The organism is Chryseobacterium sp. BIGb0232 (assembly GCF_024810195.1).
In the GTDB taxonomy this organism is placed as follows: domain Bacteria; phylum Bacteroidota; class Bacteroidia; order Flavobacteriales; family Weeksellaceae; genus Chryseobacterium; species Chryseobacterium pennae.
In genome coordinates, this window is record NZ_JANUEH010000003.1 from 248,724 (window position 1) to 273,023 (window position 24,300).

Consider the following 24,300-nt stretch of genomic DNA (forward strand, 5'->3'; position numbering starts at 1 on the left):
TTTTAAAAAGGTTTATATTTACTTAGAAACGATTCAGATTTTAATATCCAGGATTCTGCTTCATATTACTATTGATGACCACCGACTCCTGAGGAATGGGAAGAACAAATTTATTGTTGGGATATGACGGACTGCAGTTATTTGAAATACATCCATTATTCCGTATAATATTTTTATGGTTTCTCATCAGATCAAAAAAGTATTGATTTTCAAAAACAAATTCTTTTCTTTTTTCTTCCAGTACAATATCCATGGAGACTTGAGTTAATGACGCTAATCCTGCTCTGTTTATGATGGCATTCATATCTTGTAAGGCCTGTTGTGTATTTCCTAAATGAAGAGCGGCTTCTGCACGGATAAAATACAGGAGACTCAAACGATAGACGAGACTAAAGTTTTGAATTTTATACTTTTTCGTAAAATAGTAAGGAAGATTGGGCTGTGTTCCCCCTGTTATGGATGTTTTTAGATTTTGGATTTCGAAAAGCTGCTTTCTCAGATCATTGGAAGCATAAAGTGTATAAACATCTTCAGAAGTCACATACGAAGATCTGTTAGTAGCTGTTTTAAAATTGTATAAATTCGCTACCGGAGTTTCATTTTCAGCTGTATTTGCAAAATACCAGATGGATTCGGGAAGGGCCCATTTTGAAACCAGTTCGTTCTGTGGAGTAAGAGCCAGCCCAGACCCTGTAATAATTTCGCCCGCATACTTATAAGCTCCAGACCAATCATTTTTCCACAATGCGATTTCAGCAGCAAGAGTTTTTACAGCAACCGGATTCATAAAATTGACATTCTCCCCTGCCGGAATAGCATGCTGATTCTGTATTAATGATAAAGCATTTGTGATATCTTTTTCCAGTAAATCAAAAGTTTCCGCAGTAGTTCTTCGGCCTGGAAAATCAACTCCAACTTTCAGAGGAGCAATATTGTAAACAATTCCCAGATGAGAAGCATCAGAAGTATAAGTATAATTTTGTGCGTAATATTTTAATAACTGGAAATGGACAAAAGCTCTTAAAGCCAGTGCCTCAGCTTTAATCCCGTTAATTTCTGAAGAAGTAGCATCGGTAAGCCTGTCCACATATTCTAATATAAGGTTAAGATTATTAATGATCTGATAAGAATTGGTATAATAGTCCTTCAGTTTACTCGCTGAAGGCTGATCATCAAACTGATAAAGATTATCAACTCTCGTTGGGATCGAGATCGCACCTGATGTATTAGGAGGATACTTTAGATTACCGGACTGAAGGTCTCCGTAAGTATATGCCACTTCTGAAAAGTGATTATCTCGAAGTTTATTGTAAGCTCCATTCAAAGCTTCCAGAACTCCTTTTTTTGTGGCGAGCTGTGTGTTGATAGAAATAGCCTCTACCGGTTCGTGTTCAAGAAAGTCTCTGCATGAAACCACAGAAAACAGTGCTATTGATAGTATAATTACTTTTTTCATTTGCTTACTTTTAAAAATTTGCTTTAAAACCAAAGCTGAAAGTTCTCATTTCAGGATACATATATCTGAACTCTCTGATCCCGTTTTTCCCGGTCGGAGATTTTTCTTTATACCAGTACAATACATTGGTACAGTCTAAAAATATACTTGCACTTTTGATAAAACTGTTTTTGATCTTATGTAAAGGCAGTTTATAATTAAGGTTAATATTCTGAAGCTTGATATAGCTGTTATCATACACATACTTGCTATTATTCGACATCGAAGGTTTATTCGTAGGCTTTCTGTTGGAGGCCATATCTCCCGGAGCCTGCCAGTAGTCCAACGCATTAACACTTACATTACGGTTAATAAGAATAGTATATTTATCAATCAGATCACTGTTAATCAGCACATTTCCACCCCATTCAAAATTCACTAAGAATGAAAGACTCAGATTTTTGTATCGGATGGTATTACTTAAACCTCCGGTAAAGTCAGGCTGGGTATCACCTATGATGGTATAATTGGTGGCATCCAGAGGAGTAAACTCTCCTGAATCCATAGGAACTCCTTTTACCATAAATTGATCAAGACCATTTGCGGGATTTACTCCCAGCCATTCATATCCCCATATCGCTGAAGTTGAAGTTCCAATTTTCTGGGCACGGGCATAGGCAGCGGTTGAAAATTTTTCTTCCAGTCCAAAAAGAGCGGTTACTCTGTTTTTTACAGTAGCAATATTGAAACTGCTGTTCCATGTAAAATTCTTTTTATTAAACCAGTTTCCCCGCATAGACACTTCAACACCCTGATTATACATTTCAGCACCATTAATTTCTGCAGACTTATAGCCGGTTTCAATAGGAACATCTCTGGATACAATCATATCTGAAATATTATTCCTGAAAAGTTCTATAGTGAAATCTATTTTTTTAAATAAGCTAAAATCAATTCCCAGGTTATATTTTTCGTTTTTTTCCCAGGTGAGCTCGCGGTTCTGCGGCGAAGTCACTTCAGGATATGCATAATCATAGTCATAAGTAAATCCGTTTCCTGCAACGGTATAAAGCCCTGATGAGCGGTAACTTCCAATTCTGGAATTTCCTGTAATTCCCCAAGATGCTCTAAGCCTCAGAAAACTTACTATCGAGCTATTCTCTAAAAAACGCTCTTTAGAAATAAGCCATGAAGCACCAATCCCTCCATTTATAGAAGCATTTACATCTTTTCCAAAAGCAGAGCTTTCATCTCTCCTTACACTGGCAGAAAGAAAATATTTTTTATTAAAATCATAATTCAGTTGAGAAAAGAAACTTCTTCCACTATCTTCCTGGGTGAGGGCTCTGAAAGTAGTTCCGCCCAAAGCATTATAAGGATCCTGGTACGTAGCATACTCCTTAAAATTACTTCCGAGGATCGCTTCTTTATAATCTTTTGTATGACGAAGCTCCATTCCCACCAGCAAGTCTGCATGATGTTTTTCCCAGAAAGTCTTTTCGTAGTACAAATGGCTGCTCCAGTTCCATTTTTTACTGTCTGAAGTATTGATGCGGCTTTTTCCAAAGCTTGTTTTAGTAGATCCGCTTTCATTCAACCCGGATTTCCAATCTGTATTTTTTTTATCCGAGATATCAATTCCGAAAAGGGTGCTCAGCTTTAATCCTTTTACAATTTCATAGCTGATATTTAAACTTGAAAGCAAAGAATTATTTTTGACATTGATCACATTTTGGGTAGCTGCAGCAAGAGGATTGGCAATCCCTGAAGTACCTGTAGGCCTGAAGCTTCCATCTTCATCATAGATGGCTTTATCAGGAGCCAGAATAAAATTAAAATAAGTATTAGGCTGCTCCTTATATAAATTATTATAAGCCGCATAAAGGCTGATGTTTAATTTTTTATAATTAAAACCAATGGTAGCATCTATCCCTTTTTTCTCCAATGAATTCATGACCTTGGACTCATTATTCTTTGAATAATCCAATCCTACACGGTAAGTGAAATATTGTCCGCCTCCGCTGGTAGTAAAATTTGTCCTGTAAAAATCACCATTGCGGTTCATTACATCAAACCAGTTGACATCTACTCCATTCCATGGATAGGCTACGGGTTTGGGAAGATTTTTTGTATAATCATTATAAAGCTGAGCATATTGCTGTCCGCTCAGGTATTTGATTTTGTTGATACTCTGAGAAACTCCATATTGGGTAGTAAATGAATAAACCGGTTTTCCTCTTCTCCCTTTTTTGGTAGTAATTAATATGACACCATTAGCAGATTCAGCCCCGTAAAGCGCTACTGCAGCAGCATCTTTCAGGATATTAATACTTTCAATATTATCCGTATTGAGCCTGGCCAATGGATTGATATTCATTTCAGAATTAGACTCAGCACCATTAAAGTAAGTCTGGGCAAAAGGATTGTCTTCCCTCATGATCACACCATCTATCACGATAAGAGGTTGTGTAGAAGTTCCGAATACAGCCGAAAGCGGAACCAAAGACCCCAAACCCCGGATATTAATATTAACGGGCTTTGCCAACTCCGTATTATTAACAATCTGTACTCCCGGAGCCATCCCGGCAATCATCTTATCAATACTTTCATAAGATTGGGAAGTACTGATATCCTTTTCTGTGAGGGTAACAATAGACCCTACAACTTCTTCCTTAAGCTTTTTAGTTCCGTAAGAGGAGGTTACGATAACTTCTGCAATCGATTGCGCTTCCAGTGAATCTTTTTTGGCCTCTGATAAAGTTTGGGCATTGACAAGAATAGCCCCGCAAATCATCAGAATACTTGCGACAGATTTATTCATTATTGTTGAAATAGAATAATTTACATTAGAGAAAAAGGTTTACAAACACTATTATTTAACAGAAAACCTGGTTCATACCGCAGGAATAGCTAGCTGATAAATGCATCATTTAATACCCATCTTCATAAAAACCTTAATTAGAATTAATAAAAATAATTGCAAATTTAAGTAATTAAAACAAAAGAAAAGAATCCATTTTTAATTTTTACTGAAAAAATAATCAACATAATTCAACGATTGTTGAATTTTCAATGAATTCCTTGTAAAAATCCCCCCTATTTTGTATTTGTTTTAACTCTCAGTTTCAGTTTGAAAAATAAGATATTTACATTCAAATAAGAATAACAGAAAATCCCATTTATAGTACTCATTTAAAGTAATCAATACTTCCAAAAAGAGCTAATCACTATAAAAACAATCATTTGAGAGCATTCAAAGCAACCTATTGAATTAATATCTTTGGAAATGATATAAAATACATCTATTTTCCTTTCAAATAGCCATAAATTGATTAAATTTACGTCAATAACGTCTGCTTATTCAGACATCTTAAAAACGCTCAGAAAAAAAAGGTATGAATAAAAAAAATGCCACCATTTATGATATTTCCAATAAGCTCAACGTAAGTGTGGCAACTGTTTCGAGAGCATTGAATGACCATCCGAGAATAAGTGAGGCTACCAAAGAGCTGGTCCGCAAAACGGCCAAGGAAATGAACTATAAGCAAAATAACCTTGCTAAAGCCTTGAAAAGTGGTGAAACTAAAAACGTCGGGATTATTGTTCCTTACATCAATACCAACTTCTTTTCATCGGTCATACGGGGAATTGAAGAAGAACTCTCCTCCCTTGGTTATCATGTTATCATTTGCCAGAGCCACGAAGATGTCAACATTGAAAAACGACAGCTTAATACTTTACTGAATGCTCAGGTAGATGGTATTTTCATGTCGGTATCCAAAACCACCACAGATATCAGTCATATCCAAAGTATTCTTGATACCTCCAATACTCCTATTATCTTTTTTGACCGTAAAAAAGATATTGCAGGTGTCAGCACAGTGACTATTGATGATTATCGTGCCGGCTATATGGCTACGGAACACCTGATCAAAGAAGGATATAAGAATATCTGTCATTTTGCGGGAGATCTTAATCTTGAAATTTATCAGAATCGTCTTAATGGCTATAAACAAGCCTTAGCAGATCACCATCTTTCTGTAAAAGAAGATAATATCATTTCTACAGGCAGTTCCATTGAGGAAGGAACGGAAGCAATCAAAAAACTTTGGAGTAAAAAATCTGTTCCCGACGCCATCTTCTCTTCGAGTGATTTTGCCGCCTTAGGTGCTTGTCAGGAATTGAAAAAAAGAAATATTAAGATTCCTCAGGAAGTTGCTATTATCGGTTTTTCCAATGAACCCTTTACCCAGTTTATGGAGCTTCCAATCAGTTCGGTAGATCAGACTCCGGTTTTGATGGGAAAAATGGCGGGGCAGGTATTTCTGGAAAGTGTAAAGGAAAATGGGTCTGGGGTTTCTATTGAGAAAAAAGTAGTGCTTACCCCACAACTTCATATCAGAAAGTCTTCGAAAAGAAAATAATTTTTCTACACTCACAAAACATCGATATATGGATAATCAATCACTTTATATTTTTGTTGGGGGGTTGGTGCACATTATTTTATGGTTATCTTATAAAATATTAAAAAACAAAACAATTTATTTGATTGTATTGTTCTTCACCATTTTGATCGCCTTACTTGGTTACTTAAATATCCATAGAGAAACGTTAAAAATGCCCAATGGTAATGCTGCTGCGTTTGCATTTTTGCCTTTATTTTATATGATCTATTACTGGATTCTAAGAAACTTATTTCTTATTATTTTCGGAAATGAACCTTTGCAGACAGGCTACATGCAGTCAAGTTGGGAACAAGGTGAATACCGAAAACTACATATGGGCGATGCTATTTTCACTGTATTAACTCTTTTGTTACCCTTTTTAACAACTCTTCTCTTCTAAGAAAATTGCCAATGAATAAAAGAAAATGCTTCCTACATTACGCAGAAAGCATTTTCAATCCTAATTAAAATTATAATTAAAAAAACATGTTCTTATAAGCTCACTCCTCTTCTCCACGGAATAAAATCATTTTGGCTTAAAATAGCAGCTTTGGTTTTTATTTCTCCGCTGGCTATTTTGATAATAAATTCCAGCAGTTCTTCTGCTTTTTGATCAATCGTTTTTTCTCCGGTGATGATATCTCCCGTATTAAAATCAATAATATCCGACATTTTCTCAGAAAGAGAAGTATTTGATGATATTTTTACTACAGGAACTACAGGATTTCCGGTAGGCGTTCCAAGACCTGTCGTAAATAACACAACATTGGAGCCTGAACCTACCAAAGCAGTGGTACATTCTACATCGTTTCCTGGTGTGCATAATAAATTCAATCCAGGTTTCTGAATGTATTCCGTAAAATCAAGGACATCATTGATGGGCGATGAACCTCCTTTTTTAGCCGCTCCTGCAGACTTCATGGCATCGGTAATTAGTCCATCTTTAATATTCCCCGGTGACGGATTCATATCAAAACCAGATCCTGAAGCAACGACTGATTCTTCAAAGTCTTTCATCAACTGTAAAAATCGTTCTGCATCTTTTTCATTGACACAACGGTTTACCAATTCCTGCTCTACTCCACACAATTCCGGGAATTCTGAAAGAATAGTTGCTCCTCCGATTCCTGCCACTAGATCTGACAAACGGCCTAAAACAGGATTGGCAGAAATTCCTGAAAACCCATCTGAACCGCCGCATTCCAATCCTAATACAAGCTTTGAAATGGATGCCGGTTTTCTTTGAATTTCATTGGCTTTTTTAATGGCTTCATAGGAATCCTTAATGATCCCGCTCAGCATTTCATCCACTGTTCCCGACTTCTGCTGTTCATAAACGATAATCGGTTTTTTATGGTTGGGACTGATCTTTTCAAGGGCATCTTTAAAAATCTGAACCTGCAAATTCTGACATCCAAGGCTTAAAACGGTCGCTCCGGCAACATTCGGGTTATTAACATATCCTGCCAATAAACGCCCCAAGGCTTCAGCATCCTGACGAATGCCGCCACAACCTCCCTGGTGGGTAATGAACTTAACATCAATATTTTTGAAAACTCTTGAGTCCTGATCTTCTTCAGTTACAATTTCTTCCTCTGCGTTATTGATCAGAGATCTCAGCAACAGCTGATGTTTTGTTACTTTTTCAAATAAAAGTTCTTTCTCAAAAACCTCTTTTAAAATCTCTACATTTCTGTTTTCGCAAAAAACCAAAGGAAAAAACAACCATACATTTTCTGTTCCCACCTGTCCGTCTTCTCTGTGATAGCCCATGAAAGTTCTGTCTTTCCACTGATCTACATTGGGAGCAACCCAGGAAGTGGTTCCTGTTTTACCTTCAACTTTTGCGCTTTGGTGTTTTACATTCTCAGTGGTAATCACCTCTCCTTTTTGGATGGATTGACTGGCTTTTCCCACCAAAACACCATACATAATAATGGAATCTCCTGTTGAAAGATCTTCTGTAACGAACTTATGCTTGGCCTTTGTATCTTTTATCATCTCATAGGTAAGATCACCCAGCGTAACCGTTTCACCTTGTGTAAGATCTACCAGTGCTACTGCTACATTATCGTCAGGGTTTACCTTCAGTACTTTCTTTTGCATGATATTTAAGAGTAAGATTGAACAAAATTGTGATAGGCCGTTTCCACATCATGATGATCAATTTCCCACAATGCTTTGGCTACCGCATCTTTCAAGCCTTCCACTAAGGTAAGATCTGTATCCCAGAAAGAAGTTTCTGCTAATGCCAGTTCTGCTACCTTTTCATAATCATTTGTTATCCAAATCTCTTTGAATCGGCTGATAATTGCTTCTTCATCATTCAACGGGAGAGCTCTCCCTTTAAAATTTCCCTGGTAGAATCTGATTAAACTAGCCAAAGAGAAAGTTAAGTTTACTGGTAATTTCTGATTGATTTCTACATATCCCTGTAAACTAGGAAGGATTCTTACTTTGAATTTAGAAACAAAATACAAAGCGATACTTGCAAGATAATGCTTAATAAAAGGATTTCTGAATCTGTCAAACACTTCTCCAGCAAACTCTTTCAACTCATTTTCATCCAGTCCCAAAGTCGGGTTTACTTCATTGAAAATTGAATCTTTTAAAAACTGTCCTATAAATGGGTTCTCAACAGATTCTTTTACCGTTTCTTTTCCTGATAAAAGTGCCGGAGCCAACATTAAAGTGTGACCACCATTTAAAATTCTTACTTTTCTCAGACGATAAGGCTGAATATCATCCACTACCAGAATCTGTTCATTGATCTGATCAAAAGGAATTCTTTCTTTCAGATTTTTAGTATCCTGAATGACAAAAAGTAAAAATACTTCCGAAACAACCATCATCCGGTCTTCATAATCCAACTGTTCTTCGTACGATTCTGCATCATCTTTGGGATATCCCGGAACAATCCTATCAACCAACGTATTATGGAAATAATTACACTGTTCAATCCATTGCACAAATTCTTCTTCTAAATTCCATAATCCGGCATATTGAATAATAATATCTTTTAAAACAAAGGCATTATCTTCAATCAGTTCACAAGGGATAAGTCTCAATCCTTTTTCTGGTGCCCCTTTGAAATGTTTAAATCTCTCATATAATAAAACCGTTACTTTCGCCGGGAAGTTTTTGTGTGGGCCTGAGTATTGATCTTCAGTTTCATCATACGCAATTCCTGTTTCAGTAGTATTGGAGAAGATAAATTCAAGTTCTTCTTCTTTTGCCAATGCAAGGAATTCATCATAATTCGTATACGGATTGATTGATTTCTGAATGGCAGAAATAATCTGCTTTTCATCAATAATTTCACCTTTTTTTATTCCTCTTGTAAAAAGGGTGTACAGATTATCCTGCTCTTCCAGTTTATGAACAGAGCCACCCTGTGTAGGCTGAACATTGACAATTCCAGAGTTGAAGCCTGCTTTTTTATTCAATTGATCAATCACATAATCAGTGAATCCTCTCATAAAATTTCCACCGCCAAACTGCACGATTTTAATCGGAAGCTTTTCGTGAGAACCATTGAATTCACGATTTATTTTTTGTTTTATCTGATTTTCCATTTTTTCTAATTTGAATGAAACCATCTTTGGATCTGATAGTTTTTGTTTCTATTTAATCACTTTATATTTCGGAACCAAAGTTTTCATGACACTCCAGGCAATCAGGTAAGCTACTGCACATACGGAGAAGATAATCATGTATCCTTTATCTATTCCATCGGAAATAATGGCTCCGGACTTTTCCAGATCATGGACAAAATTTTCGGGTAGACGTTCATTGATGTATTGGGGATATTTTTCCAGTAGAGGCATTCCGTCGACAGTAGTCCATGCTTTATGAGCATGATCAAACAGGACGCCTGAGGATTTATTAATTAAAAATGAACCGATTCCACCAGCCATTCCTCCGATTCCGGTAATAGTTGCAATGGCTTTTTTAGGAAACATATCGCCTACTGTAGAGAAAATATTGGCAGACCATGCCTGATGTGCTGCTCCTGCAATTCCGATAATCAGAACAGGAATCCAGTAGGAAACAGAACCTAATGGCTGTGCCAATAGAGCCAGCAGCGGGAAGAATGCGAAGATCAACATCGCTTTCATCCTTCCGGAATAAGCATCCATGCCTTTTTTCTCCACAAAATACTTAGGAAGCCAGCCACCGATAATCGACAATAAAGTGATCATATAAAGAACGAATAGAGGAAACGCACTTTGTGTAGAATCCATTTTGTAAACGGAACTTAAATACGCCGGTGTCCAGAACAGAAAAAACCACCAGATTCCATCCGTCATAAATTTTCCAAAGGCAAAAGCCCAGGTCTGTCTGTGGCTAAAACATTCCTTGAAAGAAAATTTCTTTTCCAACACTGGCGAATCCGCAGGCAGATCATCCTGATCCTGCTGAATATAGGTAAGCTCATGCTCATTAACCTTATGATGTTCGTGTGGTTTTTTGTAATAAAATACCCAAAGCCCCATCCACACAAAACCTAATGCTCCTATGATGATAAATGCCCATTCCCAACCCATCGATTTTGCGATAAAAGGAATTGTAACCGGTGCGGCTAAAGCTCCAACCGTTGCTCCAGCATTAAAGATACTGGTTGCCAATGCTCTGTCTTTCTTGGGAAAATACTCTGCAGTGGTTTTTATCGCAGCAGGAAAATTCCCTGCTTCCCCAACAGCCAGAACGAAACGGGCAAAAATGAACAATGTCACGCTGGTACTGATAATGGCTCCCACATTATCTACCTTTCCGATAATGTCTTTTGATTCTTCAAAACCTACCCACCAACTTCCGGTGAGAACCCCTGAAGTGGCAATTCCGCAGAAGGCATGAAGTACCGCTCCTACAGACCAGATTCCGATAGCCCAGAGAAATCCCTTTTTGGTATCCATCCAGTCTACAAACTTTCCGGCAAAAAGCATACTTATGGCATAGAAAATAGAAAACAATGCGGTGATATTTCCGTAATCATTATTGTTCCAGTGAAATTCCGGAGCGATGAAATCTTTCCATGTCAGTGACAGCACCTGCCGATCCATATAATTGATGGTTGTTGCAATAAAAAGGAGCAGGCAGACCGTCCATCTGAAAGTACTCGGTTTCGGAGATATTTCTTTTTTCATATCAATCGTTAATAGTATTGATTTTTATTGATTTTAACAATAGAACTAGACAAAAACTATCCTTTCTATGCTTCTACAGCACAGAATCAATTAATTTTTTAAACCATTATTATTTAATTAAAGAATTGAAAACAATTAAGTTGAGTTTCAATGATTATCCTTTTAAAAGGTTTTACTTAGTTTTTAAATTCTTTTTGGCTTAAAACAAAATATTTGGATGATTATCTTAATTCATTAATAACCTGAATAGAATGGACAACTGCTTCTGTAATCTTTTCATAGTCATAGTCTCCGTCATCATTTTTCACAAACAGCTGCGAACCTAATCCTACACAATAGGCTCCTGCAGCAATCCATTCGGTAATATTTTCTTTGGTAGGAACTACTCCACCTGTAGGCATGATGTTTGACCATGGCATCGGGCCTTTTACAGCCTTAATAAATTCCGGGCCTCCCACCTGTGTTGCCGGGAATATTTTCACAATTTCAGCACCCAGCTCTTCGGCGTAAGAGATTTCAGAAACCGAACCACAACCGGGCATCCATGCAATTTTTCTCCGATTGCAAACTTTGGCTACTTCCGGATTTAAAGAAGGGGCTACAATAAAGTTGGCTCCATTCTGAATATACAAGGAAGCCGTTGCCGGATCAATGACTGAACCGATTCCCAATATCATTTCAGGAATTTCTTCGGCTGCATATTGGATCAGCTCAGCAAAAACCTCGTGAGCAAAATCTCCTCTATTGGTAAATTCAAAAACGCGGGCTCCCCCATCAAAGCAAGCTTTTACAATTTTCTTGCAAACGCCAGCATCTGCGTGATAAAATACAGGAACAATCCCTGTTTCCTTAGCTTTTAAGGCTACTTCTATACGACTAAATCTTGCCATAATTATCTTTTTATTCTTCCTCCTGAATTTCCGTTCATCACTTCCAGGATGTCTTCTATACTTGAATAGTTAATATCTCCCGGAATAGTATGTTTGATCGCACAGGCTGCGTTTGCAAAATTCAATGCTTTTTCGTCATCAAAATTCTTTAAACCATAGATCAGTCCTGCGGCAAAAGCATCTCCTGTTCCGATTCTGTCTACAACAGGATTAATTTCCAGAAGACCGGTTTCAACATACTTCCCGTCTACCCATGCTCTTCCCTGTGTCTGCTGGGAACTCGCGGTAACCCCTATTCTTATTTTATCAAAGATCTTATGAACCGAAGGTATCTGTTGTTTTAATTCTTTACAGGCTACCATAAAACCTTCTTTATCTGAAGAAAAGTAGGTTCCGAGGATCTCGTTAATTTCATTCACTCCTCCAATAAAAATAGTGGAATAAGAAACCAGCTCTTTAAGCACTTCAGCTCCGTTTTTACCATATTTCCAAAGGTTTGAACGGTAAGCAGGATCGGTTGTAACTTCAATTCCCATGTGCTGAGCGATTTTCAACCCTTCTTTCAAAACCTCATAGGCTGATTCCGAAATACCGGGACTGATTCCTGTCCAGTGAAAGTATTCGCATCCTTCAAGTGCTTTTTCCCAGTCTATTTTTTCAGGCCGGATGTTTGCAAAAGAACCGTTCAGCCTGTTATAAGTAATTCTGCTGGCACGAACTGATGAGCCTACCTCAAGGAAATACAATCCCAAAGGATGTTCATTCCTGTTGATAAAGGTGGTATCTATACCAAAACCCTGAATGAAAGTAACTGCAGATTCTCCGACAAAATCATCGGATACACAGCTTATATGCTGTACTTCGCACCCCATTGTTGCCAATGAAGCAGCGACATTCAGCTCTGTTCCTCCAAAAAAGAACTCCATTTCATGGCTTTGTTTCATAGTTCTGTTCCCGGGTGGGGAAAGCCTCATGATGACTTCACCGAATGTGACTATTTTGCTCATGGTATTCAATTAAAAATCAAAATAGTTTTTCGCGTTATGATAACAGATATCTGAAATGGTTTTCCCAATCAGTTCGATATCATCCGGCAGTTCGCCATTCTTCATTTCTTCTCCGAAAAGATTACACAATACCCTTCTGAAATATTCATGTCGCGGATAAGAAAGGAAACTTCTGGAATCTGTCAGCATTCCTACGAAGCAGCTGATTAATCCCATATTGGAAAGGGCATTCATCTGTTTGATCATTCCGTCTTTTTGATCCAGAAACCACCATCCGGAACCGAACTGTACTTTTCCTTTGATGCTTCCATCATTGAAATTTCCGATCATCGTAGCGAAAATCTCATTATCAGCAGGGTTCAGATTATATAAAATGGTTTTTGTCAGCTGATCTTTTCCGTCTAGTGTATTCAAGAATTTAGATAGGCTTTCTGCCTGAACAAAATCTCCGATAGAATCCCAGCCGGTATCCGGTCCCAGAATTCTATGCATTCTTTCATTGTTATTTCTCAACGCTCCCAGGTGGAATTGCTGCACCCATCCATATTTGTGATAAGCCTCTCCAAGGAATAGTAAAATGGCTGTTTTAAATTGATTAACCTGCTTTTCGGCAATGACTTTCCCTTCCATTTTATCATTAAAGATAGCATTGACTTCCGCTTCTGAAGCTTCTTCAAAAGAAATATTGTTTAAGCCGTGATCACACAGCCTGCAGCCATTGTTATGGAAATATTCAATTCTTTTAAGCAAAGCATCACATAAAGTCTGGTATGAATTAATCTCAATACCTGCCGAAACTCCAAGCTTTACCATATAATCTGCAAAATTGTGATTCTCAATCAAAATTGCTTTGTCCGGACGGAATGCGGTACTTACTTTGATACTGAAATCGCTTTTTGCAAGATCCTGATGGTAATTTAAAATATCTGTAGGATCTTCTGTGGTACATAAAGATTCTACATTCATCATTTTCAGCAAACCTCTGGTCGATTTTTCGGGTGTCTGCAGCTGAGCAGTGATATTCTCATAGATTTCTGATGCATTATCTTCACTTAATAACTCATCAATTCCGAAATATCTCTTCAATTCCAGATGAGTCCAGTGGTATAATGGGTTTCTCAATGTATAAGGGACCGTTTTTGCCCATGCTTCAAATTTCTCTTTGTCAGTAGTATCCCCTGTGATGAATTTTTCATTCACGCCCATAGTACGCATGGCTCTCCACTTGTAATGGTCACCGGCAATCCATACTTTGGAAATATTTTCAAAAACAGTGTCTTCTGCAATATCTTTAGGGATCAGATGATTATGATAATCAATGATAGGTTGTTGTTCTGCAAATCTGAAGTAAAGTTCTTCAGCGTATTTATTCTGTAATAAAAATTGATCTGTTATAAAAGGTTTCATTCTAGTCTAATCTGTAGTTATTCATTAGCAGGTTTTCCAATAGTGGCGAGAATTCCACCGTCAACGTAAATAATCTGTCCGTTGATAAATCTGCTTGCATCAGAGGCCAGGAAAATAGCTGTTCCTGCAAGGTCTTCCGGGTTTCCCCATCTTCCTTCCGGAGTTCTGCTGATGATAAAATCGTTAAAGGGATTTCCATCCACACGGATGGGTTCTGTCTGGGACGTTGCAAAATATCCGGGACCAATTCCGTTTACCTGAATATTATGTTTTGCCCATTCTGTTGCCAGATTTTTAGTAAGCATTTTAAGTCCGCCTTTTGCAGAAGCATACGCCACAACATTATCGCGTCCCAACTCACTCATCATCGAGCAGATGTTGATAATTTTCCCGGATTTTCTTTTAATCATATATTTCCCGATTAATTTGGACATGATAAAAGGTCCGGTAAGATCCACATCGATTACTTTTCTAAATTCTTCCACTTCCATATCAATAGCCGGAATACGCTTGATGATTCCTGCATTATTGACAAGGATGTCTATTTTTCCATGGGTAGCTTCCATTAAAGCGACTTTCTGAGCAGCTTCCAGTTCATCTGTCACATCAAAAATATAACCGGTTGCCTTATACCCTTTTTCGTGATAATAATTCAAAGCCTCCTCTAATTTTGAGGGTGTTGTACTGGTAATTGCCAATTCAGCACCTGCTGCGGCAAGACCTTCAGCCATTGCCATTCCTAATCCGTGAGTACCGCCTGTTACAACCGCTACTTTACCGGATAAATCAAATAAATTCATTGGAAAATTACTTTAGTTCATTTGTTTTGATACCGTCCATATCACCGTAGTCCATATTTTCTCCGGCCATACCCCAGATAAAAGTATAATGAGATGTTCCTACTCCTGAATGAATAGACCATTCCGGAGATAATACGGCCTGTCTGTTGGTCATAAACAGGTGTCGGGTTTCATGAGGCTGCCCCATAAAATGACTTACTGTCTGTCCTTCTTCCAGTTCAAAATAGAAGTACGCTTCCATTCTTCTGGCATGGGTATGGGCAGGCATTGTATTCCATACACTTCCCGGGTGAAGTTCCGTCATTCCCATCTGAAGCTGGCATGTTTCAACTACAGAATTCACAATCAGTTTATTAATCGTCCGTTTGTTGGCATACTTTTCTTCACCCAACTCCACAATTTCTGCTTCATTTTTCGTGATTTTCTTTGTGGGATACGAATGATGTGCCGGTGCTGAATTGATGTAGAAATAGGTTTGTTCTTCACCATCTTTCTCAAAAATGACTTCTTGGGCTCCTTTTCCTATGTATAAAGCTTCCTTATTTCCAAGGTGATATACAATGCCATCTACGGTTACTTTTCCGGCCCCACCTACATTTATGATTCCCAGCTCTCTTCTGTCAAGAAAATTTTCAGCTTTCAGATCATCTGTAGGTTCCAACTTCAAAGCTTTTGAAGAAGGCATTACTCCGCCTACAATAAGCCTGTCATACATGGAATACACTAATTTTATCGTATCCTCATTGAATAAATCATGGATCAGAAACTCACTCCTAAGATCTTCTGTGGTATACTTTTTAACATCTTCCGGATGATGGGCGTAACGAAATTCTGACTGTATCATACTCCTATTTTTACTTTTCCTTTTTTGCGGTTTTCTCAAACCTGTTAAACTTTGTGTAATCGATTGCATAAAATTACACTAAAATGACAGAAATACTTGTGGGATAAATATAGAATTATTCTTTAATTAGTTAACAAAAAATTAATTTAAATTTTAAATCAACTGATTTTCAATGAAATAAAATAACATATGATTCGAATTTTCATCAGAATAAAAGCTGTTGAGTTAAAAAAAATTAACCAAAAACAAGACGAAGAGTGTTTGAAAATATAAAATCATGCCAAAATAAAATGGTATTTTAAAGATATTGAATTGATAAAAATTAAACACTTTTACACAACATACTATACATATTAGGATATATTATTAAAAACAATAAAATATTGATTCGAAATACATTTAAAAAAGATGACAAAAATCAGAAAATACTACAAAATTTTATTCCCGGATGTGTATTTAGGGATTTTTGGGATGCAAAAATCACATGAATTTTAAGTTATTTTTAAGTTTTCTAAATTGTAAACCCTAAAAATTTGAAAGATTTTCATTTAATCACCCAACATTCAAATTAATCAAATATTCACCTTATTTACAATAGGTTACATGATAAAAATTCACATCATTCGGATAAAATATTTTTATTTATAACATCTAATTAATAAAAAAATAACATTTTTTTCTTTGCATATTGAAAAATAATATTAGTTTAGAAGCCAGAATAATGTTTTACAAAAAATTACGCAATCGATTGCACAAAAGCGTAAGAAAATATTAAAAAGCTTCATGACCACTAAAATCCGCAGAATACTTAACAGTCCTAAACAAAGACGATTGAAAAAACTTTCAACCAAGAATTAAAACTATAAGGATACACAATGGATAAAAGAGTACAATCAATAAAGTGGTTATATTTAACTGTTTTTCTGCTTCCTGTCCTTGCAATGGCTCAAGAAAAAGAAACAAAAAAAGATAAAGAAACCAAACTGGATGATGTGGTTTTAGTGGGATATACAAAGGTTTCTAAAAAAGATGTTACCAACGCTGTTTCTTCTGTGAAAGGCGAAGCGCTTAAAGATATGCCATCCACCAATGCTGCTGAAGCCATCCAGGGAAGACTGGCCGGAGTGCAGGTTTCCCTTAGTGAGGGATCTCCCGGAGCTGATGTGGATATTGTAATCCGTGGTGGAAACTCCATCACTCAAAGCAATGCCCCACTCTATATTGTAGATGGTGTACAGATGGATAATGCCCTGACGGTCTTATCCCCCAAAGAAATAGAATCAATTGAAGTATTAAAAGATGCTTCATCAACCTCTATATTCGGTTCAAGAGGAGCCAACGGTGTTGTTCTGATTACGACAAAAGGAGGCCGTAAAAAAGGAAGAACAAGCATCAACTATAATGGTTTTGTAGGGGTGAGAAGTATGCAGAACAAACTCAATGTTCTGGATCCTTATGAATATGTATTGTATCAGTATGAACAATACTACAGAAATGGGGACCTTAAAGATATTGAAACGTTTAATACCCGCTACGGAACGTTTGATCAACTGAATAAATATAAATCTGTCAAGAATGTAGACTGGCAGGATAAGCTTTTCGGAAGAGAGGCATTTAACTTTACGCATAATATTTCATTATCAGGAGGATCTGAAAATTCTGCCTTTTCCCTGACGTTAAATAATGTGGAAGAAGACGGAATTATGATTGGTTCCGGATTTAAAAGAAATATGGCCAATTTCAGGTATGACTATGACATTTCAAAAAAGCTGAGCATAGGTCTTAATGCCCGTTACAGCCGTCAAATGGTGTATGGAGCCGGAACATCTGCTTCGGGTTCACAAACCACCAACCGATTAAGAAATGCCATAAGATATCAGCCTTTTGAAGGAGGTTCTACAGTAAATGTAGATGATTTTGACCCATTATTCGCAGACCAGACAAATCTTGTCAACCCGATTCTCCTTGCCAATGACGAAGTAAAAGAAAGCGGAAGAAACGATTTATTGCTGAACGCAACACTTGATTATAAAATCAGTAAAGATTTTACTTTCCGCAGTGTCATCGGATATGTGCAGAGAGATCAGCTTGTCAATCAGTTTTCCGGTCCGGTCACCAGTCTTGCAAGGCAGAATAATGATCAGCCTGTCGTATTTTTAAGCAATTCGCAAACAAGAAGAATTACCAATACCAATACCCTGAATTATAGAAGTACATTTGGAAATCATAAGCTGGATTTACTTGCAGGTCAGGAAACGGTAAGAACTGACGGCGAATCAACGTCTATCAATATCAAATGGTTCCCAAAGTCTTCTTCAGCACAGGAAGCATTTGCCAATTCACAGCTGGCTTCTCCTCCATCAGGAATGATTCAGGATGCTCCTAAAACGGCAAGAGAAGTAGACCGCCTTGCTTCTTTCTTCGGAAGAGCAAACTATATTTACAAAAATAAATACATTGCAACAGTATCCATGAGAGCCGACGGATCCAGTGTATTCAAACCCGGACCTAACCAGTGGGGATATTTCCCGGCTGCATCTTTAGCATGGAAGATCAAAGAAGAAAACTTCTTAAAACAGAATGATTTTGTCAATGAACTGAAGCTTCGATTAGGGTACGGAAAATCAGGAAACAACAGAATCGGAGCCTTTTTATATGATACTTTCTTTACCTCTTCTTCGGACTATGGATATGCTTTCGGAACCAGCGTTACCCCTGGTGCTACAACAGGAAATATCATGGCAAACCCCAACGTGAGATGGGAGACAGCAACCTCTTATAATGCAGGAATTGATTTTGGTTTATTTAAAGGAAGACTCTATGGTACTCTTGATGTTTATAAAACGCATACAAAGGACCTTTTATTACTGGCCAAAATACCACAAACTTCTGGATATGAGTTCCAATACCAAAACTCAGGAAGCAGTGAAAATAAGGGAATCGAATTATCCATGGGGGGTAGTATCATCAATAAAGAAAATTTCTCTTGGAAGATTGATGCCAATATCTCAACCAACAGAAATACAATCAAAAGTTTAGGAAACAATGCTTCATCAAGTTCCAATTCTTACTACTATCCTTCAGGATGGCAGAATAACCTTTTTGATTTCCTTGTACAGGTAGGTAAACCGGTAGGAACTTATTGGGGATATGTTACTGCCGGAAGATATGAAGTAAGTGATTTTAATTATGATGCGGCTACTCAACTCTATACTTTAAAAGCAGGTATTGCCAGCTCTGCTGCTGTAGCCAACGGTGCCAAAGCTGTACAACCGGGGGATCTTAAACTTCAGGACCTCAATGGTGATGGTGTCATTGACAGCAAAGATATGACTGATCTTGGAAGCGCCCAACCTAAATTCTATGGTGGTTTTACGCAAACATTCCGATATAAGAACTGGGATATGAGTCTTCTTTTCAATTTTTCTATAGGAAACAAGGTGTATAATGCCAACAAAGTAGAATACACAACCCAATATCTGTATAAGGATAACAATATGCTGGCTGAAGTGGCAGACCGATGGAGATGGTTTGACAATGCGGGAAATAAAGTAACCGACCCAACCGCTCTTGCAGCCCTTAATGCCAATACAACAATGTGGACTCCATCTGCAGGGGCGTACTTTCTGCATTCTTATGCGATTGAAGACGGTTCTTTCTTACGATTGAATAACCTGACCATAGGCTACAGCCTTCCGAAAGGATCTCTGGAAGCCATCGGAGTTAAAAACCTGAGACTGTATGCTACGGTGAATAATTTATTTACGATTACCGGTTATTCAGGATTTGATCCGGAAGCCAATACAAGAAGAAACCCATTAACTCCGGGAGTTGATTATTCAGCTTATCCAAGAAGCCGATTTATCTTATCGGGAGTAGATATCACTTTCTAAAACGAACGCTATGAACAAAAATAAATTTTCAAGCCTTTTCTTATCTCTTTTCTGTGCGATGACCCTGAACTCATGCAGCGACTATTTAGAGGTAGAAAATCTTTCCAATACCGCAGAAAAACAGCAGTTCGACTCAGCGCCGGATACTTTTGCTGCTCTGGTGGGAGTTTATAACAGTGCTATGGGTGACAATACCTATGGACAGAGAATGAACCTTATTCTTTCTCAATCAGGGGATGACTTCAGAACATCAGGTGACTACAATGCCAATGACAGAAGAGGAATCAGCTGTTTTGGAGCAGTTCCTACCAATACAGAATTGTTAAGACCCTTTCTGGATACTTACACGGGTATTGAAAGAGCTAATCTTGTGATTAAAAACATCCCGATTTCCCCAGTATATCAAACCGGATCTGCAGCTGATAAAAAACTGATGGACCGTTATCTGGGAGAAGCACTGGCCTTAAGAGCGCTGTTCTATTATGATCTTATAAAAAACTGGGGTGATGTTCCTTTCCAGGACCTTCCTTCAGCAGATCTTCCTTCCGTATATCTTCCTAAAACGGACCGTGATATTATTTATGAGCAAATACTTGATGACCTTGCCAAAGCATCGGCATTAGTCCCATGGAAATCTGAAGGAGGTACCACAGCACAGAGATTATCAAAGGCTGCTGTAAAAGGATTAAGAGCGAGAATTGCTTTGGCAAGAGCCGGTTATTCTCTCAGAAGAAATCCTCAGCTGATGGTACAGGGTACCAATCCTCAAAAATATTATCAAATCGCATACGACGAATGTAAGGACATTATCAATTCCGGACAGCATAAACTGAATCCTAGCTATGAAGGGCTTTTCAGATCGCTGCATACCAACAGTCAGGATACAACGAATGAAGTTATTTTCGCCATCGGAGCGTTTGGAGGAAACTCAAGAACAGATTCAAAAATTGGTTATTATAATGGACTAAGGCATGATGACTCTGACTGGAAATCGGCTGGCGGAATCAGTGCTATACCAACTTACTTCTATGAATTCAGCAAATACGATCTGAGAAGAGACGTTAATGTTGCTATCTTTAGAGTAAGTACCAGCAAGCAGGAAGATCTTCAGACCTCCATCAACTGGAATGACGGGAAATTCAGAAAGTCATGGACCAGCATTACGGGAACTTCCCAGAACTTAGGAATCGACTGGCCGCTTTTGAGATATTCAGATATTTTATTAATGTTTGCCGAGGCGGATAATGAAATCCATGGTTCTCCTTCTCAGGAAGCCATTGATGCCGTAATGGCGGTAAGACAAAGAGCCTATGCAGGTAATGTAGGCCAGGTTGGGACGATCCCAACCTCTAAGAATGATTTCCTTACCTATATTATACAGGAAAGACTGCTGGAATTCGGAGGTGAAGGATTGAGAAAGTACGACCTCATCCGTTGGAATCTTCTGGAAACAAAGATCAATGAAACCAGGCAGAAATTAACAGATTTCATGAACGGTACCGGAGCATATGTCAACGTTCCTGAGTATATCTTTTACAAAAAACCGGCATCAACCGTTGTCAATTATGTTCCGACAAAAACAGCACAGCAAAATGTGCTGGATATGGATCTGTATGTCAATGGAATCAACAAAGCTGATGTTTTCTACAATCCTAACCAGAGTGTTGCCACACCTTCAGGATATACAAAAATCAACTGGAGACTTGCCATGACACAGCCTTACATCAATGGAGATCCTGTAAAAAGTTATGCATATTATTTCCAGCCTAATAAAAAGGAGCTTCTCCCTATTGCACTGGATGTAATCAGTTCAAATTATAACCTTACCCAGGACTACGGATATTAGACAGTTTAAGTTCACATTCATATCAAAAATACAGGCTGTATTCCCCAAGAAGGCAGTCTGTATTTTAAACCAAAATGCTTTATGAAACATTCTATCTTTTTTAGAAATTATATGTTATTTTCTGCTTTTTTAATTGCTGTATGCAGCCTTCTTTCTTTCCAGACCAGGGATAAAATCATCGTGGTTTCGAAAGACGGAAAAGGTGACTTTACAACCATTCAGCAAGCGATAGATGCCGTTGACAACAATTCTTCTCTAAGGACAAAAATTGTTATTAAAGCAGGAATTTATAAAGAAAAAATTGTTATTCCGGAATCCAAAGGAGCCATTTTTTTGGAAGGTGAAAATCCTGAAAAAACAATCATTACTTACGATGATTTTGCTTCTAAAAAAAATGCTGAAGGAAAGGAAATCGGAACTACAGGCTCGTCTACTCTATTTATTTACTCCAATGATTTTAGCGCTAAAAACATTTCATTTGAGAACAGCTCAGGGAGAGTCGGACAGGCAGTTGCCGTATTGACTTCAGGTGACAGAATCGCTTTTGAAAACTGCAGGTTTTTAGGAAATCAGGATACTTTATATCTGAAAGGAGCTCAGGATCTTCAGGATAAGAAAAAACCTTCAAGAAATTATTTTAAAAACTGCTATATAGAAGGCACTACCGATTATATTTTTGGGGCAGGAACAGCCGTTTTTGAAAACTGTGTTATTTACTCCAAAGAAACAGCAAGCTACATTACAGCAGCTTCTACTCCACAGGAAAATGAGTTTGGTTTTGTATTCATCAATTCTCAGATTACAGGGAATGCCAAAGAATATTCCGTGTACCTGGGAAGACCGTGGAGGCCTTTTGCTAAAACTGTTTATATTGATTGTAAACTCAATTCCACAATAAAACCTGAAGGATGGCACAACTGGAGCAAACCGGATGCTGAAAAGACAACATTTTACGCAGAAAGCAACTCAAAAGGTTCGGGAGCGAATGCTGTGCAGAGAGTATCATGGTCTCATCAGTTAACCCAGCAGGAAAGAAAAAAATATACGACAGAAAATATCCTTAAAGGTAAGGATGAATGGAATATTAAAAAGAGCTTACAATAATTCAAATTCAAGAATCTTCAATTATGACAAAAGGTTTCATCAAGCTATTCGCTACCGGAATTGTATGCAGTATTTCCCCGCTGATCAATGCGCAGGAAATTCTGAGCTTTCCCGGTGCTGAAGGTTTTGGAAGGTTCACAACGGGCGGGCGTGGCGGAAAGGTCTATTTCGTTACCAATCTGAAAGATGATCATTCCGAAGGAACATTAAGATATGCGCTGAATCAGAAAGGACCGAGATATATTGTTTTTAAAACCAGCGGAACCATCTATCTTGAATCTCCTTTAAAAATAAAAGAAGGTAACGTCACCATTGCCGGACAAACCGCTCCCGGAGACGGTATTGCCATTGCCAATTACGAAACATTTGTAGCGGCTGACAACGTTATTATCCGTTATCTGAGATTCAGAATGGGAGATCAGAAAAAATTTGAAGGCGATGCCTTGGGAGCCAGATTTATTAAAAATCTGATGGTAGATCATTGCTCGATGAGTTGGTCCACAGACGAAACCGTCTCCATCTACGCCAACGAAAATACTACCCTGCAATGGTGTATTATTGCGGAAAGCCTCAGAAACAGCTTTCATCAGAAAGGAGCCCATGGTTATGGCGGAATTGCCGGTGGTAAAGAGGCATCATTCCATCACAATATATATGCTCATCACGACAGCAGAAATCCACGGTTGGGCGAATATGCAGGAAGTAAATTTGCACTCACCGACCTTACTGATTTCAGGAATAATGTAATCTACAACTGGGGTCACAACAGCTTATACGGAGGTGAAGGGATGAACGTCAATATCATCAATAATTACTACAAACCCGGACCTGCAACCATCACCAGACAGCGGATTGTCGCCATCGACAAAAATGAAAATCCAAAAACAGAAGTCTACAATATCTGGGGTAAATACTACATCCATGGAAATGTAGTGGAAGGAAGTCCTGAAACGACTAAAGACAATTGGAAAGAAGGTGTTTTTAATCAGATGAAGCTTTCTTACAACCTGACAGAAAAGGATAAAAACACCATCAGGATCAATCAGTCTCACGATATTAAGAATAATATTATTACCCATTCTGCACAGGAAGCGTATGAAAAAACTTTACAATACGGAGGAGCTAGCCTGATCCGTGATGCTGTTGATCTTCATGTGATAAAAGACATCGAAACCGGAAATTTTACTTATACAGGATCAAAGGGAAGCACAAATGGAATCATCGACTCTCAGGAAGATGTTGGCGGATTTCCAAATTTGAGACAGGAAAAACCACTTCTCGATTCAGATAACGACGGAATGCCTGATGAGTGGGAAATCAGACATCATTTAGACCCAAAATCGGCTAATGCCAATGGTAGAGATCTGAATAAAAATTATGACAATATTGAAGTGTACTTCAATGATATCGTCAGTAAAATAACTGATAAACAACGTTAATAACCATGAAAACTCTTTGTTACAAATCGGTAAACTAATAAGA

16 protein-coding genes are annotated in these 24,300 nt (G+C 37.9%); 6 read left to right on the forward strand and 10 right to left on the reverse strand.

The window, feature by feature from the left end:
* Positions 1-40: 40 nt before the first annotated feature.
* On the reverse strand, positions 41-1,456 hold the full coding sequence (locus tag M2372_RS10745; protein ID WP_123319282.1) for a RagB/SusD family nutrient uptake outer membrane protein: 1,416 nt from the start codon (positions 1,454-1,456) through the stop codon (positions 41-43).
* A 10-nt stretch (positions 1,457-1,466) separates the two neighbouring features.
* Positions 1,467-4,256: a SusC/RagA family TonB-linked outer membrane protein gene (locus tag M2372_RS10750; protein WP_123319283.1), complete on the reverse strand. Its 2,790-nt coding sequence runs from the start codon at positions 4,254-4,256 to the stop codon at positions 1,467-1,469.
* 574 nt (positions 4,257-4,830) lie between these two features.
* Here M2372_RS10750 and M2372_RS10755 point away from each other — a divergent pair.
* Positions 4,831-5,859, forward strand: coding sequence for a LacI family DNA-binding transcriptional regulator (locus M2372_RS10755; protein ID WP_123319284.1), 1,029 nt, complete (start codon positions 4,831-4,833; stop codon positions 5,857-5,859).
* A 28-nt stretch (positions 5,860-5,887) separates the two neighbouring features.
* Positions 5,888-6,280, forward strand: coding sequence for a hypothetical protein (locus M2372_RS10760; protein WP_123319285.1), 393 nt, complete (start codon positions 5,888-5,890; stop codon positions 6,278-6,280).
* Positions 6,281-6,372: 92 nt separating this feature from the next.
* On the opposite strand, the gene M2372_RS10765 is transcribed toward M2372_RS10760, so the two are convergent.
* From M2372_RS10765 to kduI, 8 genes are all read right to left on the reverse strand, one after another.
* Entirely contained in the window at positions 6,373-7,986 is a 1,614-nt protein-coding gene (locus tag M2372_RS10765) for a UxaA family hydrolase (protein WP_123319286.1), read from the reverse strand.
* Between the two features lie 5 nt (positions 7,987-7,991).
* Positions 7,992-9,455, reverse strand: a complete 1,464-nt coding sequence (locus M2372_RS10770; RefSeq protein WP_123320082.1) for a tagaturonate reductase — start codon at positions 9,453-9,455, stop codon at positions 7,992-7,994.
* Positions 9,456-9,503: 48 nt separating this feature from the next.
* Positions 9,504-11,027 carry an MFS transporter gene (locus tag M2372_RS10775; RefSeq protein WP_123319287.1) on the reverse strand — a complete coding sequence of 508 codons (1,524 nt, stop codon included), beginning with the start codon at positions 11,025-11,027 and terminating at the stop codon, positions 9,504-9,506.
* Positions 11,028-11,248: 221 nt separating this feature from the next.
* Positions 11,249-11,917 (reverse strand): bifunctional 4-hydroxy-2-oxoglutarate aldolase/2-dehydro-3-deoxy-phosphogluconate aldolase, encoded by a 669-nt coding sequence (locus tag M2372_RS10780; protein WP_123319288.1) that lies wholly within the window; start codon positions 11,915-11,917, stop codon positions 11,249-11,251.
* Between the two features lie 2 nt (positions 11,918-11,919).
* On the reverse strand, positions 11,920-12,924 hold the full coding sequence (locus M2372_RS10785; RefSeq protein ID WP_123319289.1) for a sugar kinase: 1,005 nt from the start codon (positions 12,922-12,924) through the stop codon (positions 11,920-11,922).
* A 9-nt stretch (positions 12,925-12,933) separates the two neighbouring features.
* The gene (uxaC, locus tag M2372_RS10790; RefSeq protein WP_123319290.1) at positions 12,934-14,331 is read right to left on the reverse strand and encodes a glucuronate isomerase; all 1,398 of its coding nucleotides are present in this window, start codon (positions 14,329-14,331) and stop codon (positions 12,934-12,936) included.
* A gap of 17 nt (positions 14,332-14,348) precedes the next feature.
* Positions 14,349-15,131: a gluconate 5-dehydrogenase gene (locus tag M2372_RS10795; protein ID WP_123319291.1), complete on the reverse strand. Its 783-nt coding sequence runs from the start codon at positions 15,129-15,131 to the stop codon at positions 14,349-14,351.
* 7 nt (positions 15,132-15,138) lie between these two features.
* Positions 15,139-15,975 (reverse strand): 5-dehydro-4-deoxy-D-glucuronate isomerase, encoded by an 837-nt coding sequence (gene kduI / locus M2372_RS10800; protein ID WP_123319292.1) that lies wholly within the window; start codon positions 15,973-15,975, stop codon positions 15,139-15,141.
* An 875-nt stretch (positions 15,976-16,850) separates the two neighbouring features.
* On the opposite strand from kduI, the gene M2372_RS10805 reads away from it, so the two are divergent.
* The 4 genes from M2372_RS10805 to M2372_RS10820 all read left to right on the forward strand — a co-directional run bounded on the left by M2372_RS10805 (position 16,851) and on the right by M2372_RS10820 (position 24,257).
* Positions 16,851-19,868: a TonB-dependent receptor gene (locus M2372_RS10805; RefSeq protein ID WP_123319293.1), complete on the forward strand. Its 3,018-nt coding sequence runs from the start codon at positions 16,851-16,853 to the stop codon at positions 19,866-19,868.
* A gap of 10 nt (positions 19,869-19,878) precedes the next feature.
* A complete protein-coding gene (locus M2372_RS10810) occupies positions 19,879-21,714 on the forward strand; it encodes a RagB/SusD family nutrient uptake outer membrane protein (protein WP_123319294.1) in 1,836 nt (611 codons plus the stop codon).
* A gap of 81 nt (positions 21,715-21,795) precedes the next feature.
* Positions 21,796-22,818 carry a pectinesterase family protein gene (locus tag M2372_RS10815; protein ID WP_123319295.1) on the forward strand — a complete coding sequence of 341 codons (1,023 nt, stop codon included), beginning with the start codon at positions 21,796-21,798 and terminating at the stop codon, positions 22,816-22,818.
* A 23-nt stretch (positions 22,819-22,841) separates the two neighbouring features.
* Positions 22,842-24,257: a pectate lyase gene (locus M2372_RS10820; protein WP_123319296.1), complete on the forward strand. Its 1,416-nt coding sequence runs from the start codon at positions 22,842-22,844 to the stop codon at positions 24,255-24,257.
* Positions 24,258-24,300 lie beyond the last annotated feature (43 nt).